This is a genomic window from Enterobacter sp. MGH 16, from assembly GCF_000493175.1.
In the GTDB taxonomy this organism is placed as follows: Bacteria; Pseudomonadota; Gammaproteobacteria; order Enterobacterales; family Enterobacteriaceae; genus Enterobacter; species Enterobacter roggenkampii.
The window spans coordinates 1142438-1157145 of record NZ_KI535695.1 but is presented as its reverse complement, the minus strand read 5'-3'; the positions used below and the strand labels follow the sequence as shown (position 1 = coordinate 1157145).

Genomic DNA, 14708 nt, shown 5'->3' with positions numbered 1-14708 from the left:
ACCTCGGTGCTGTGCCGCTAATATTCGTCCCCGTTGTCACCGACAACACGTTGCGTTCATAGCTCAGTTGGTTAGAGCACCACCTTGACATGGTGGGGGTCGTTGGTTCGAGTCCAATTGAACGCACCATTCTGCGTCCGTAGCTCAGTTGGTTAGAGCACCACCTTGACATGGTGGGGGTCGGTGGTTCGAGTCCACTCGGACGCACCATTTCAGTCCTGAAATGGTGCAAATTCTCCTCAGTTACCCTGAATTTTCTTAATCCCTTATTTTCATCATTATTCTCCTGCTACGCTTTTCCTATGGAAAAAAACACAGGAAACGTGTTGATGAAGAAGATCGCGATTATCGGCTCCGGCCCCACGGGAATTTACACCTTTTATCATCTGCTTAATAACAATACCCCACTCTCCGTTTCCGTCTTTGAACAGGCCGATGAAGCTGGCGTGGGCATGCCCTATAACGATGACGATAATTCCCGGCTGATGCTGGCGAACATTGCGAGCATTGAAATCCCGCCCATTTTTATGACCTACCTCGACTGGCTTAAGGAGCAAAGCGACGACCATCTGACGCGTTTTAAAGTTGATAAAGCCAGCCTGCACGATCGGCAGTTCCTGCCCAGGCTCCTGTTGGGAGAGTATTTTCGCGACAGCTTTCGTTCAATCGTAAAAGAGGCGAAAAAGCTGGGGTTCCAGGTTGAGGTCCATGAATCCGCGAAGGTCACCGACATCATCCCTTCGACAACCGGCGTGACGATTTCGGTCAACGACCGTACCTTACCGGATCAATTCGACCTGGCGGTTATTGCCACCGGCCACGTCTGGCCAGAGGAGGATGAAGCCACGCGCACGTTCTTCCCAAGCCCGTGGTCCGGCCTGATGGACGCCCGCATTCCCCCTTGTCGCGTGGGCATTATGGGCACCTCGTTGAGCGGCCTGGACGCGGCTATGGCGGTGGTGATGCAGCACGGCGAGTTTCGTGACGGTAAATTCATCCTCGACAGCGGCAGCGAAGGGTTAAACATTACGCTGATGTCACGGACGGGCATTCTCCCGGAAGCCGATTTTTACTGCCCCATCCCTTATGAACCGCTGTCGGTATTGACCGAATTCGTAGTGGAAAGCGAGATAGCCAAAGGACCGGATGGCCTGCTTGACCGAGTCTTTGCCCTGATGGTGAAAGAGCTTGAACTCGCCGACCCGGCGTGGTGCGAGAAAATGTCTCTGCATACGCTGAATGCGGACACCATTCGTGAGGCCTGGTTTGAGGATCGTAAGCGCCACGGGCCCTTTACCTGGGCGGAAGAGAATCTCAACGAGGTTGAACGCAATAAACGCGAACGGCGCACCGTGGCCTGGCGCTATACCGTGCTGCGGCTGCATGAGGTCGTTCAGGAGATCGTTCCCCATCTTAGCGAGCAGGACAGAAAACGCTTTAAGCAGGGCCTCGCCCGCGTGTTTATCGACAACTATGCCGCCATCCCGCCGCAGTCTATCCGCAGGCTGCTTGCGCTTCGCGAGGCCGGCATCATTAGCGTGGCGGCGCTGGGCGATGATTACACGCTTGATGCCGGCAGCGATCGGACAGTCATCACCACACAAGAGACCGTTTATCGTTTCGACGTCTTTATTGATGCGCGCGGGCAAAAGCCGCTTAAAACAAACGATCTGCCTTTCCCATCGCTGCGCAGACAGCTTGAGGAGACGGGCGATGAGATCCCCGACATCGGCGAGGATTACACGTTAAAAGCGCCAGAAACGGTTCGTGGGCGCATCGCCTTCGGCGCAATACCGTGGCTGATGCACGATCGTCCCTTCGTTCAGGGGCTGGCAGAGTGTGCGGAGATTGCAGAAGCGATGGCGAAGGCGGCTGAAAAACCGGCCTCAGGTATACGGCGTCGGTTACCGTACGTGGAGAACTGACAGGGCTTCCATGCCCTGCAACGCGAGATTATTCGAAGAACACTTCCGGGTTTTCAGACAGCGAGACGAAGCTTTTCGTCGCTTTATCCAGGGCGAGAATTTTGCCGCTTTCAATGTCGTATACCCAGCCGTGCAGGCGAAGCGAGTTATTACGCAGGCCCACCGCGACGGACGGGTGGGTCTTGATGTTGCTGAGCTGCGCAAAGACGTTTTCCTGCACCATCGCATTCACTTTATCGATCGGCTTATCCCAGCTTTTCTTCTCTACCACGGCTTTTGCCGCGTCGGAATAGCGCAGCCAGTGCGATACAGCAGGCATCGGCTCCAGGTTCGCGTTATCGGCAATCGCCTTCATCGCGCCGCAGTTGGAGTGACCGCAGATCACGATGTCGGTCACGCCCAGCGCCACTACCGCGTACTCGATAGTTGCAGAGACGCCGCCTGGCTCCGGCCCGAACGGTGGAACAATGTTGCCAGCATTACGAATAACAAAGAGTTGTCCCGGCTCTTGCTGGGTGACCAGTTCAGGGACCAGACGGCTGTCGGAGCAGGAGATAAACAGCGCTTTGGGATTCTGGCTGGACGCTAAACTGCGAAAGAGCTCTTTACGTTGCGGGAAAATCTCTTTTTGAAAGCTGAGAAAACCTTCAATGATATGTTGCATAGCAATTTCTCTTTTATCTGTTTTCGTTTAGGCATGATCGAGATCACACTCGCAAAGTTTACCCACCGTGCTTCACTTGAGACAAGCAATATATTTCTGGCCCGACCGCTGCACGATGTCATCGGCGTTTGCCGGAATGTTCTGCCCTTCGAACGCGCCGTAAAGACGGGCGAACGATTTTCCCGCCAGGCGCCGGGTAACGTCCTCAACCGTACGGACAGGCAGCGGAAGCATATTCGGGTAGCTCCACATGAACGACACGGCCTCTTTCCCTGGGGTCACCTGCAAAATATCTCCCGCCAGTAAAACGCCCTCGCCCTCCTGCCAGTGCAGTACCGTTCCGCCCGCAAAATGCCCGCCGAGACGCAGCAGCGTAACCGTCGGTACTATCTCCAGCGCATCGCCATCCCAGAAATGAATCGCCGGGCTGCCGCGCATCACCCACTCGCTATCGCTTACGTGCAGATAGACCGGCGCGTCGAAAGCCGCGGCCCACTCCTGCATCGTGGTGTAATAGTGCGGATGCGAAATCGCAATCGCGCGAAGACCGCCGAGTGCGGCGATGAGCGTTTGGGTTGCAGGATCAAGGTTGGCGATGCAGTCCCAGAGAATGTTACCGTGGGGGGTACGCAGGAGGAGTGCCCGCTGGTTAATGGCAAAAGCGGGTACTGTCTTGATACTGAATAACTGCGGCTCCAGCTGCTGCCATTTGTTGGCGTGTGTCGCCGTTACCGTCGCGTAATCGATCCACGCCTGGCCGCTGGCCGGAACATACTGACGTTCATCCTCGCAAATGGCACATCTCTCCGGCGTTCCCTCATAAGAAGTACCGCAGGTTCTACAGAGTGTAATCATGAGCGCTCCTCAGTGATAAAGCACTGAGTATGGCAGGGATTATCCTTATGTGCTGCGAGGTACATTGCTGGCGTTTTTTACCCTATACTGTGCCAGTATCAAAAACCGAACAGAGCAGGTGCAAGATGGAAATTGATCTCGATAACTTAGTTTTTAACGGTCTGGATGAAGCGGAAGAGCGTAACGCAGAACGTCTGGACGATGCGGATAAAAAAGCGCAGGCGATTATTGCCGACGACGACTGCGGCGACGCCTGCAAGATCTGATAAAAAAGCACCGGAAAACCGGTGCTTTTTTCATTGCGGGGAAGATTACAGCTCAGGCGTCTTTTTAAACCCCGTTAGCATCAGAACCAGGCTTTCTGATGAAGACGCCGGTTCGAACTGGTAATGATTCCCCTGGCGGTCACCGCCGATATACCACGAGATTTCGGTTTTTCCTTCCGCCAGCGCCTTGCGCACGGCTTTGTCCACGTTCACCATCCGGTATTCACGAGAATGGTTCAGATAGAGCACTGCGTCGGAGCGATAGTTACAGGCCGGACGCGAGGCCCATCTTACGGTAGCAGGATCCCAGTCATTGCTGGCCGGATAGAAGAAGATCTGATCGGCACCGTTAGTTTCCACTTTGCCGCCATAAATCCGCACGCGGTACGTAAACTGCGAAGGATCCTGCCCGGCAGGCAGAGGAGGAATGTGGAACTTCACCAGCGACAGCGTTTCGCTGTTTTTCGTGCGCCCCCCGTTCTGCCAGTTATCCTGCACCAGTAAAACCTGCGGTTCGGGCTGGGAGAGGTCTGGCTCCAGGCTGCTGAGCCAGACGTTGGCCTTCGCTCTGGAATAACCATACGGGACGGTGGTGCCACAATCTAACCCGCGGTTCATGCACAGGTCAGTCATAAAGCGCGCGGCGTCTTCCGTCCAGCCGTTCATGAAATCTGCATGCGCCGTATACAGGCTACCCCACCGCTCTTCTCGCTCATCGCCGTGCATGATGGGGTCCATGGAGAGCTGCACTTTGCTGGTATCAAGCGAGCTAATCGTCGGGAGTACGTAAGCAATGTTCATGTTCACGGTGGGAATTTTCACCGGGAAGGTGGACGGGCACTGCCCCTTGACGTCGTAGGTGGCGTTAATCAGACCATGGGCAGGCTTCAGGTTCACTCCATCCCAGCAGTTAGGAAACTGAATGCCGATATTAAACTGCACGGCATCGTTCGCCTTGCGCAAGCCGCAGACCTCACCGGTTTTGGTGGTGTAACCCTTGCCGTTGGCACATAAAAAGGTGATATGTGGATTCGGCGCACTACCGTGATGGTCGCCCGCCAGCAGCGACAGCCCCGCCGGGAAAGGGTGTAGCGGCCAGGCGTCCACGTTCGATGCCTGATAATAGGTTTTTTGATACGCCGGTTTGACGACCGTACCGTCAGGCAGGCGAAGCGAAGGTGCCCAGTAGGCAGAGCTGTCGGCTTTGTTATCGCAGGTGGTCTTTTCATCCCGGCGCAGGGATTCACGGCTGGAGTCAGCATCCGTTTGCACGTTGCCGAAGAAGTCGTGCAGCATGGCCTCGTTGGGCATGCCGTACATCATAATGGCGTCATCGCCAAGGGTATGGGAATAGCCGCAAACAACATGCGCCTGCGGTGCGGCGTGTGCCGCATGAATTGTGAAAAGTAGCGCAGGGACAGAAAGCGCGCGTGTTAACGTGGTCCGTTTCATCATTTTCTCCATGACTGAAAGGACACATTGGTAACAAAAGCGGGCTAATTAACCGAATGATTCAGAGCGTACTTTTCCATCTTTTGAGGCTTTACAGACGTCACGCACACCTCATTCCAGTACGTTTCGCGCGTGCGGCGCAGTTCAGCGTGGCGTTTTATCATGGAACCACTCCGGGTCAATGTTGGCAACGTCTACGCCATACAGGCTGGCGACAGGCAGTATCGACTCAAGAACACGTTGCGCGCTGTTCTCCGCATTCGCTGGTCGGGTCGCAAAAAACCGCCGTAACGTGCTGATCCATTTTTTCATCGTTTTACCCTCTCTCGCCGTATCTGCCTTCAGTTAAGCACCCCACTCCCGTGCAGGGGAAATACCAAAATCCACTGTCGATGTGCAGGATCTGCAAATAGCGCCCCGTCCTTTTCACGCTTCATTAACACCTTGTTCACTAATGCTTTTTTGCTCATAGCAAAGAACGATTTCTTATTTGGCGATAGCTTTCCCTTATGGGAGCGTAACGGGGTAAAACAAAAACAACGGGATGGCGTATGACTATGGCAGCAAAAATGAAAGGGTTTAAAAAACGGACGCTGGTTCTGGGCGTAGTGGCAGCCTGGGGCCTGTTTTCAGCGCAGGCGCAGGCCGATCAGCTGGCGGATATCAAGGCAGCAGGGGTGGTGAAAGTCGCCACGTTTGATGCCAACCCGCCGTTTGGCTCGATTGATGCCAAAACGCATGAGATCGTGGGTTACGACGTGGACTTCGCCAAAGCGCTGGCAACATCACTCGGCGTGAAGCTTGAACTGGTTGCCACCAATCCGGCCAACCGCATTCCGCTGCTGCAGTCCGGCAAAGCCGACCTGATCGTGGCGGATATTACTATCACCCCAGAACGCGCACAGGTCATTGATTTCTCGACGCCTTACTTCGTTACCGGCCAGCAGTTCCTCGTTCCGGCGAAATCTCCGGACAAGCTCGATGACTACAGCCGGGCGCGCATTGGCGCGGTCAAAGGCACGACGGGCGAGCAGGCGCTGCACCAGCGCTTCCCGCAGTCCCGCGTCCTCTCTTATGACGATATTCCGCTGGCGCTGACCGCACTGCGCAACGGCAACGTACAGGCCATCACTCAGGACAGCACCATTCTGGCCGGTCTGCTGGCGCAGGCGCCGGATAAAGCCAACTTCAAAATCCTGCCCGACCTGCTGAGCAAAGAAGAGATTGGCGTCGGGGTGAAAAAAGGTGAAACGGCGCTGCTGAAAGCCGTCAACGATGAGCTGGTCAATCTCGAGAAGAACGGCCAGGCGGCAAAAATCTACGACGTCTGGTTTGGTCCAGGCACCCCAGCCCCACAGCCTCGCGCCTTTAAAATAGAAGCTAAGTAATATGCTCTCAGGTTTATTTTCACACTCCGCGGCCGGTGCCGCGGATTTTTCACATCTGGAACAGGCCAGCGTCGAGTTTCGTCATGTGGACAAACGCTACGGTGACCATCAGGTTTTGAACGACATTAACCTCACTATTACGCCCGGTGAAGTGGTGGCCATCCTCGGCCCGTCGGGTTCCGGTAAATCCACCCTGATTCGTCTTATCAACCAGCTTGAACCCCTGAGCGGCGGGGAGATCCTGGTCGACAACAAGCCTACCGGAAAGCTCTCCGGTAGCGGGCTGCGCCAGCTGCGAAGCCGCGTGGGGTTTGTATTCCAGCAGTTCAACCTTTATGCCCATCTCACCACCAGCCAGAACATTACCCTGGCACTGGAGCACGTTCACGGCTGGAAGCCACAGCCAGCCCAGGCGCGCGCGCTGGCCCTGCTGGAGAAAGTCGGGATGCTGGAAAAGGCCTACCATTTCCCGGCAGAGCTATCCGGCGGACAGCAGCAGCGCGTGGCGATAGCCCGCGCCCTCGCCTCTTCACCGCAAATCATTCTTTTCGATGAACCCACCTCCGCGCTGGATCCGGAGATGATTGGTGAAGTGCTGTTCGTGATGAAAGCCCTCGCCCACAGCGGGATCACGATGATCGTAGTGACCCATGAGATGCAATTTGCCCGGGAAATCGCCGACCGGATTGTCTTTATCGACGGCGGGCAAATTCTGGAAACCGCGCCGCCAGCGCAGTTTTTCAACCAGCCAGCGCATCCGCGCGCGCAGCGTTTCCTGCAAAAGGTGCTGGACCCGCTGCATCAGGAGCATCTGTAATGCCCGCGCTCGACTGGCAGGGGGTACTGACCGGACAGCCTCTGCAGTGGATACTTTCCGGATTTCTCACCACCCTGTGGGTGACGCTGGCGGGGATCGCGCTGGCCAGCCTGCTCGCACTGCTCTTTATGCTCCTGCGCCTGTCCGGTGGACGCGTCGGGAAAGCGATCGTCAGCGGCTGGGTATCGCTGTTTCGCAATACGCCGCTGCTGGTGCAGCTGCTGTTCTGGTATTTTGCCGCCTGGAACGGGCTGCCGCAGGCGTTTCGCGACGTGGTCAACGCCGATCACAGCTGGTCCATTCTGCCCGGCGACGTCTGGTGGTTTACGCCCGAATTTTTATGCTCTGCCTGGGGGCTGGGCGTATTTACCTCGGCGTTTTTAATCGAAGAAGTGGAATCAGGCTTGCGGTCTGTGCCAGCCGGGCAACGGGAGGCGGCGCTCGCCCAGGGTTTCTCCACGTGGCGCGTGTTTCGCTACATCCTGCTGCCGCAGGGGCTGGCTAACGCCTGGCAGCCCGTTGTGGGCCAGTATCTCAACCTGATGAAGCTCTCCTCGCTCGCCAGCGGGATTGGCTTCGCCGAGCTCACCTATCAGGTCAGGCAGATCGAAAGCTATAACGCGCACGCGCTGGAGGCATTTACCCTCGGTACCGCACTCTATCTCCTGACCGGTCTGGTCATGGGAATGGTGCTGGTCCGCCTTGGGCCGCAGGCGAAACGTAAACGTCCGATCGTCGCTACCGCAGGGAGTGAAAAACATGATTGCCGGACTTAATGTCATCACCGATAACCTCGATTATCTGCTGTGGGGACGCGCGGCAGCCGGTGAACCGGGGGGCGTGTTGCTCTCGCTGATGATGGCGACTGGAGCAGCCGTTATCGCCCTGCCCGCGGGGATTGCGCTCGCGTGCCTGGCCTGGCGCTTTACCGGGCTCGTGCGCAAAGCCCTCTTTTTATGGGCAGAGCTGATTCGCGGGATCCCGCTCATCTTCGTGATTTTCTGGATGTGGTATCTCCTGCCGCTCATCACCGGGGGCGATCTGCCCGGAGCGCTGACCGTCACGCTGGCGCTGGCCTGGTTTACGGCGGCCACCGTGATGCACTCGGTCCTGGCCGGGCTGAGCGCGCTGCCGACCGGGCAGTTCGAAGCCGCGCTGTCACAGGGATTCAGCACGCAGCAAACCCTGTGGCGCGTGCTGCTGCCGCAGGCGCTGGGGAATATTCTGCCGTCGCTGGTGGGGATTTTTATCAGCCTGCTGAAGGATACGTCGCTGGCGTTTATCGTGAACGTCCCGGAGCTGACCACGGTGGCGGGACAGGTCAACAACCGGGTGCAAATCTACCCGGCGGCCATATTTATCTTTACGGGCGTGGTCTACTACCTGCTCTGCTGCTCGCTCGAGCAGCTTGCGAAACGCTGGCGCCTTACCCGGCCAGCGCTTTAACCACCGTTTCCATCGCTTCGGTTGTCAATGCACTGCGTTTCACGCGCTGGTTCGCCAGCGCGGTACGCAGAACACCGGCAATGACAATATGCTTTGGCTCCTGCCCTAAATCACGCATCTCAAGCACCACCTTTCCGACCACCCGGCACATCTCCTGGTACAGCGCTTCATCTTTGGTCACGTTACCCATCGTCATCACTCCATTGCCTGTTAAACGTTGAGCTTAAATGATTCTCCTGCCGGATACAAAAAAGAAGCCCGGCGAGAGACTCGCCGGGCTTCATCTGTAAAATCAGTCAATTAGTTGTTTACTGGAATGACCGCGCCTTTGTACTTGGTGCGGATCCAGTCCTGAATCTCTTTCGAGTGCAGCACGTTCACCAGCGCGACGATGTCTTTCTTCTTCTCGTCACCGCGATGCACGGTGATGATGTTGGCATACGGGTTGTTTTCACCGCTCTCTACCGCAATCGGGTCATGAACCGGATCCAGACCGGCGTCAATCGCGTAGTTGGCGTTAATCACCACCGCGTCGCCTTCGTTATTGTTGTACATCTGCGGCAGCAGAGACGCTTCCACGTTAGGCGTAAACTTCAGCTTTTTCGGGTTCTCGACGATGTCGCTGATGCGCGCGGTCACTTTATCGATGCCCGGCTTCAGCTTGATCACGCCCTCTTTCTCGAAGATGGAGAGAATACGCCCCTCTTCAGAAACCGCATCACGCATGATGATTTTGCCACCTTCCGGCAGGTCTTTCAGCGACTTGTATTTTTTGGAGTAGATACCGATTGGCTCAATATGGATCGCGCCCGCACTGACAAAATCGTAGTCCTTATCGCCCGCATGATCTTTCAGCACGCTGTTCAGGTAAGGAATGTGCTGGAAATAGTTCGCGTCGATGTCATGACCCGCCAGCGCGGTGTTCGGCAGAATGTAGTCCTGGAACGGTTTAATCTCCAGGTCGATACCCTGCTTCGCCAGAATCGGCTTTGCCTGCTCCAGAATTTCCGCATGCGGCGTGTTGGACGCGCCCACGGTCAGGGTGTCGGCCCAGGAGGCGAAGCTCAGGGCGCTCAGGGTTGCAGCGGCGATCAGTGTCAGTGTCTTTTTCATGATGTGGTTCCTGTGTGTTGTTGTTACCCTAAATAGTTCGAGTCACAGGAAGGCGGCAAGTGAGTGAATCCCCAGGAGCTTACATACAGTAAGTGACTGGGGTGAACGAATGCAGCCAACGCGCCTGAGGCTCGAAATATGACGGGTATTAGCGTTTATCTAACAGTGAAGTAATGACATCGCCGCAGAACTGGATAATGAAAACGATGATCAGAATGGTCACCGTTGCCACCAGCGTGACGTCACCATGGTTGCGCTGGAATCCTTCCAGATAAGCCAGATTTCCCAAACCACCGGCGCCAATCACCCCCGCCATCGCGCTGTAGCTCACCAGCGCAATCAGCGTCACCGTAATACCCGAGACCAGTGCGGGTGATGATTCCGGCAGTAAAACCCGAAACACGAGCGTGCTCAGTCGTGCGCCCATCGAGCGTGTGGCTTCGATGACGCCTTTATCCACTTCACGCAGGGCGATCTCCACCAGGCGTGCGTAGAACGGTGCGGCACCCACAATCAGCGCCGGCAGCGCCGCGTTGGCGCCAAGAATGGTGCCGACAACGGTCTTGGTGAACGGGATCAGCAGCACAATCAAAATGATGAACGGAATCGAGCGGAACACGTTCACCACAATCGAAATGACGCTATATACCGTGCGGTTGTGGAACAATCCGCCGCGCGCGGTTAAAAACAGCGCCAGGCCCAGCACGATGCCCAGGACGAAAGTTGCCACGCCGGACAGCGCGGTCATGTACAGCGTCTCCAGCGTCGCCGCCCAGAGCTGATCCCACTTGAGATGCGGAAAGAGATTCTCAGCCATGTTTAATCACCTCGCCTTCAATATCGCTGTGCTGCAGGTCGGCGAGGATATTGTTCAGTTGTTCATCAGATGCCACGACGTGCACCCAGAGTTGACCAAACACGCCGTGAGCGGTTTGGGTCATTTTTCCGTGCAGGATGTTAAACGGCAGGCCGTAGCGCAGCGTCAGTTCGCCCACAATCGGTTTGTGCGTGCTGTGCCCGGTAAAGGTCAGCCTGATGACCGTCCCTTCCAGATCGTTTGCCAGTTCGGTATTGAAGGTTTCTTCTTCAGCGTACTGGCTCACCTGACGGACAAACTGCTGCGTAATCGGCTGCTGCGGATGGGTAAAGACGCTCAGCACGTCGCCCTCTTCCACCACTTTACCGTTCTCCATCACCGCCACGCGGTCGCAGATTTTGCGCACCACGTGCATCTCGTGCGTGATCAGCACGATGGTCAGCCTGAAACGACGGTTAATATCCAGCAGCAGATCGAGGATCTGATCGGTGGTCTGGGGGTCAAGCGCGGAGGTAGCTTCATCGCAGAGCAGCACATCCGGGCGATTAGCCAGCGCACGCGCAATGCCCACGCGCTGCTTTTGCCCACCGCTCAGCTGTGATGGATAGGCATGCTCGCGACCTTTCAGGCCAACGAGTTCAATAAGCTCGGCCACGCGGGCCTTAATGTCGGCTTTCGGTACGCCGGCAATTTGCATCGAGAACGCAATATTCTCGCTGACCGTGCGCGACCACAGCAGGTTGAAGTGCTGAAACACCATGCTGATCTTCAGACGCGCCTGGCGCAGGGCTTCACCTTTTGCGGCAGAAATGTTCTGCCCGTTGATGGTTACGCTGCCGCTGCTCGGTTTTTCCAGACCATTCAGCAAGCGAATAAGCGTACTTTTACCTGCGCCGCTGTAACCGATGATCCCGTATATCTGTCCCTGTGCTATCGTCAAATTGACGTTATCAACGGCCGTGAGCGCCACCTTTCCGTTGTCAAAAACCTTCGAAATATTGCTGAGAACTATCATTCTTATTCGTTATCCGTGCCGCCCGCGGCGGTTTAGCAGTATGGATGTCCAAACGATAGTAAACAGGCGTTATCAGCTTTTAAATGAACAAAAAAGAATGTGTTATAACTTTGGGGAATAAATAGCGGATTTACCGGGTGGGCAGCATTTAGATGAATTTCAGCAATGATTATCTGCCTGATGTATATCTGCTGGCTGACACCCTGCAAAAACGCTCATTTTTGCAGCATTTTATGCGGATATAGCCATCCTCACATCCAGACAACTTTACGTCTTGCTGTCCTGACATCCAAAAACATCATTTATATTCCTTTCTGTTCTAAAAAGCAGTGAATGGTTCTTTATTGAGAAAATTTCACCGCCCTATCATCCCGTCATGACATCCAGAAAGGAAAACATCATGACGATTTATCACTCCGTCACCGAACTGATTGGTCGTACCCCGCTTATCCAACTGCATAAGCTTGATACCGGTCCCTGCTCGCTCTTTCTGAAGCTGGAAAACCAAAATCCGGGCGGGTCGATTAAGGATCGCGTTGCGCTGTCGATGATTAACGAAGCGGAACGTACCGGCCAGCTGCAGCCAGGCGGCACGATTATCGAGGCCACGGCGGGCAATACCGGTCTCGGCCTGGCCCTGATCGCCGCCCAGAAAGGCTACTCGCTGATCCTGGTGGTGCCGGACAAAATGAGCCGCGAGAAGATTTTCCACCTGCGCGCGCTGGGTGCCCAGGTGGTGCTGACCCGCTCCGACGTTAACAAAGGCCATCCTGCCTATTACCAGGATTACGCCCAGCGTCTGGCGAACGAACTGCCGGGCGCGTTTTACATCGACCAGTTCAACAACGAAGCCAACCCGCTGGCGCACCGCACCACCACGGCGCCGGAACTGTATGAACAGCTTGACGGCAGGATCGACGCCATCGTCGTGGGCGTCGGCTCAGGCGGCACGCTGGGCGGCCTGCAGGCGTGGTTCGCCGAGCACTCTCCGCACACGGAATTTGTCCTGGCTGACCCTGCCGGATCCGTTCTCGCCGACCAGGTGGAAACCGGACGCTACCACGACGCGGGCTCCTGGCTGGTTGAGGGCATTGGCGAAGACTTTATTCCTCCGCTGGCCCACATTGAAGGGGTGAATCGCGCCTGGCGCATCACCGACCGCGAAGCGTTCACCACCGCGCGCGAGCTGCTGAAAACGGAAGGCATTCTGGCGGGCTCCTCCAGCGGCACGCTGCTGGCGGCCGCGCTGAAGTATTGCCAGGCGCAGACCACGCCGAAGCGCGTGGTGACCTTCGCCTGCGACAGCGGCAATAAATATCTTTCGAAGATGTTTAACGACGACTGGATGCGACAGCAGGGGCTCATCACGCGTCCTCAGGCCGGCGATCTCTCTGACTACATCGCCCTGCGCCACGACGAAGGTGCCACCGTCACCGCGGCCCCGGACGACACGCTTTCCACCGTCCTGGCGCGCATGCGTCTGTATGACATCTCCCAGCTGCCGGTGCTGGAGAACGGCAAGGTGGTGGGCATTATCGACGAGTGGGATCTCCTGCGGCATATCGGCGGCGACGGCGATCGCTTCGCGCTGCCGGTGACGGCAGCCATGACGCGTCAGGTCGAGTTCCTTGACAAGCACGCGCCGGAAAGCGCCCTGCACGCCATCTTCGACCGCGGCCTGGTGGCCGTCATTAATGACAACGACCGTTTTCTCGGTCTGATTACGCGCAGCGACGTTCTGACCGCCTGGCGCAACCGTCTACAGCAATAAAGGAATCAATGATGAAAAATCTGGCCACCCTCAGCGTTCACAGCGGCGAATTTAACGACCAGCACGGCGCCGTTATGCCGCCAATTTACGCCACCTCGACGTTTGCGCAACCCGCGCCCGGGGAGCATACCGGCTACGAGTACTCCCGCAGCGGCAACCCTACCCGCCATGCGCTGGAAACGGCGATTGCCGAACTGGAAGGCGGCACGCGCGGCTACGCTTTTGCCTCCGGTCTGGCGGCCATCTCCACGGTGCTCGAGCTGCTGGATAAAGACAGCCATATTGTCGCCATTGATGACGTATACGGCGGGACGTACCGCCTGATTGAAAACGTGCGCAAGCGCAGCACCGGGCTGCAGGTCAGCTGGGTCAAACCGGACGACCTGGCCGGGCTCGAGGCCGCCATTCGCCCGGAAACGCGTATGGTCTGGGTCGAAACGCCAACCAACCCGCTGCTGAAGCTGGCCGATCTGGCGGCCATCGCGGCGATCGCCCGTCGTCATAACGTCATCAGCGTGGCGGATAACACCTTCGCGTCGCCGGTGATCCACCGTCCGCTGGAGTCCGGGTTCGATATCGTGGTGCACTCGGCCACTAAATACCTTAACGGCCACTCTGACGTGGTGGCCGGGCTGGCGGTGGTGGGCGATAACAAGGCGCTGGCGGACAAGCTCGGCTATCTGCAGAACGCGGTGGGCGGCGTTCTGGATCCGTTCAGCAGCTTCCTGACGCTGCGCGGTATTCGCACGCTCGCGCTGAGGGTCGAAAAGCACAGCACCAACGCGCTGGCGATTGCGCAATGGCTGGAGCAGCATCCGCTGGTCGAAAACGTGTACTATCCAGGACTGGAATCGCATCCGCAGTACCAGCTTGCCCGCACGCAGATGGCGCTGCCCGGTGGCATGATTTCCGTCGTGGTAAAAGGCGATGCGCAACGCGCCACCGAGGTGATTCGTAACCTGAAGTTGTTCACCCTTGCGGAAAGCCTGGGCGGCGTGGAAAGTCTGGTGAGCCAGCCTTACAGCATGACCCACGCCTCGATTCCGCTGGAGCAACGCCTCGCAAACGGCATTGTGCCGCAGCTGATCCGCCTGTCGGTGGGGATTGAAGATCCTAAAGACCTGATTGCCGACCTCAGCCAGGCGCTGCAAAAATAAGCAAAGTGCGGCAGGTCCCTCG

General features: G+C 56.8%; 16 protein-coding genes and 2 tRNA genes. 10 read left to right on the top strand and 8 right to left on the bottom strand.

Annotated elements, in window-relative coordinates:
* Positions 1-52: 52 nt before the first annotated feature.
* From L362_RS17110 to L362_RS17120, 3 genes are all read left to right on the top strand, one after another.
* Positions 53-129, top strand: a tRNA-Val gene (locus tag L362_RS17110).
* Between the two features lie 4 nt (positions 130-133).
* Positions 134-210: transfer RNA gene (locus tag L362_RS17115), tRNA-Val, on the top strand.
* A gap of 119 nt (positions 211-329) precedes the next feature.
* Entirely contained in the window at positions 330-1925 is a 1596-nt protein-coding gene (locus L362_RS17120; protein WP_023343965.1) for an FAD-NAD(P)-binding protein, read from the top strand.
* A 28-nt stretch (positions 1926-1953) separates the two neighbouring features.
* Here L362_RS17120 and L362_RS17125 read toward each other — a convergent pair whose 3' ends face one another.
* Positions 1954-2589 (bottom strand): carbonic anhydrase, encoded by a 636-nt coding sequence (locus L362_RS17125; RefSeq protein ID WP_008500605.1) that lies wholly within the window; start codon positions 2587-2589, stop codon positions 1954-1956.
* 72 nt (positions 2590-2661) lie between these two features.
* Positions 2662-3444, bottom strand: coding sequence for an MBL fold metallo-hydrolase (locus tag L362_RS17130; RefSeq protein ID WP_023343964.1), 783 nt, complete (start codon positions 3442-3444; stop codon positions 2662-2664).
* 125 nt (positions 3445-3569) lie between these two features.
* On the opposite strand from L362_RS17130, the gene L362_RS24595 reads away from it, so the two are divergent.
* Positions 3570-3710 (top strand): hypothetical protein, encoded by a 141-nt coding sequence (locus L362_RS24595; RefSeq protein ID WP_008500607.1) that lies wholly within the window; start codon positions 3570-3572, stop codon positions 3708-3710.
* Positions 3711-3755: 45 nt separating this feature from the next.
* On the opposite strand, the gene L362_RS17140 is transcribed toward L362_RS24595, so the two are convergent.
* Positions 3756-5162, bottom strand: coding sequence for a DUF1996 domain-containing protein (locus tag L362_RS17140; RefSeq protein WP_021241120.1), 1407 nt, complete (start codon positions 5160-5162; stop codon positions 3756-3758).
* 144 nt (positions 5163-5306) lie between these two features.
* On the bottom strand, positions 5307-5474 hold the full coding sequence (locus tag L362_RS24790; protein ID WP_008500610.1) for a hypothetical protein: 168 nt from the start codon (positions 5472-5474) through the stop codon (positions 5307-5309).
* Positions 5475-5719: 245 nt separating this feature from the next.
* Between L362_RS24790 and L362_RS17150 the strand changes: the two genes are divergently transcribed.
* From L362_RS17150 to L362_RS17165, 4 genes are read left to right on the top strand one after another with little or no spacing between them, the layout of a single operon-like run.
* On the top strand, positions 5720-6550 hold the full coding sequence (locus L362_RS17150; protein ID WP_021241119.1) for an ABC transporter substrate-binding protein: 831 nt from the start codon (positions 5720-5722) through the stop codon (positions 6548-6550).
* Between the two features lies 1 nt (position 6551).
* On the top strand, positions 6552-7367 hold the full coding sequence (locus tag L362_RS17155; RefSeq protein ID WP_023343962.1) for an amino acid ABC transporter ATP-binding protein: 816 nt from the start codon (positions 6552-6554) through the stop codon (positions 7365-7367).
* Positions 7367-8143: an amino acid ABC transporter permease gene (locus L362_RS17160; RefSeq protein WP_023343961.1), complete on the top strand. Its 777-nt coding sequence runs from the start codon at positions 7367-7369 to the stop codon at positions 8141-8143. The genes L362_RS17155 and L362_RS17160 overlap by 1 nt, the downstream gene beginning before the upstream one ends.
* Positions 8127-8813: an amino acid ABC transporter permease gene (locus L362_RS17165; protein ID WP_023343960.1), complete on the top strand. Its 687-nt coding sequence runs from the start codon at positions 8127-8129 to the stop codon at positions 8811-8813. The genes L362_RS17160 and L362_RS17165 overlap by 17 nt, the downstream gene beginning before the upstream one ends.
* Here the strand turns inward: L362_RS17165 and fumD are convergent.
* The 4 genes from fumD to L362_RS17185 all read right to left on the bottom strand — a co-directional run bounded on the left by fumD (position 8794) and on the right by L362_RS17185 (position 11758).
* Positions 8794-9003 (bottom strand): fumarate hydratase FumD, encoded by a 210-nt coding sequence (gene fumD / locus L362_RS17170; protein ID WP_023343959.1) that lies wholly within the window; start codon positions 9001-9003, stop codon positions 8794-8796. The two genes, L362_RS17165 and fumD, sit on opposite strands and share 20 nt — an antisense overlap.
* 110 nt (positions 9004-9113) lie before the next feature.
* Positions 9114-9926 carry a MetQ/NlpA family ABC transporter substrate-binding protein gene (locus tag L362_RS17175; RefSeq protein WP_008500616.1) on the bottom strand — a complete coding sequence of 271 codons (813 nt, stop codon included), beginning with the start codon at positions 9924-9926 and terminating at the stop codon, positions 9114-9116.
* A gap of 148 nt (positions 9927-10074) precedes the next feature.
* Positions 10075-10743 (bottom strand): methionine ABC transporter permease, encoded by a 669-nt coding sequence (locus tag L362_RS17180; protein ID WP_008500617.1) that lies wholly within the window; start codon positions 10741-10743, stop codon positions 10075-10077.
* The gene (locus L362_RS17185; RefSeq protein WP_021241114.1) at positions 10736-11758 is read right to left on the bottom strand and encodes a methionine ABC transporter ATP-binding protein; all 1023 of its coding nucleotides are present in this window, start codon (positions 11756-11758) and stop codon (positions 10736-10738) included. Before L362_RS17185 ends, L362_RS17180 begins: the two co-directional genes overlap by 8 nt.
* A gap of 400 nt (positions 11759-12158) precedes the next feature.
* Between L362_RS17185 and L362_RS17190 the strand changes: the two genes are divergently transcribed.
* Entirely contained in the window at positions 12159-13529 is a 1371-nt protein-coding gene (locus L362_RS17190; protein ID WP_023343958.1) for a pyridoxal-phosphate dependent enzyme, read from the top strand.
* Between the two features lie 11 nt (positions 13530-13540).
* Entirely contained in the window at positions 13541-14686 is a 1146-nt protein-coding gene (locus tag L362_RS17195) for a trans-sulfuration enzyme family protein (RefSeq protein ID WP_021241113.1), read from the top strand.
* The last annotated feature ends 22 nt before the right edge of the window (positions 14687-14708 follow it).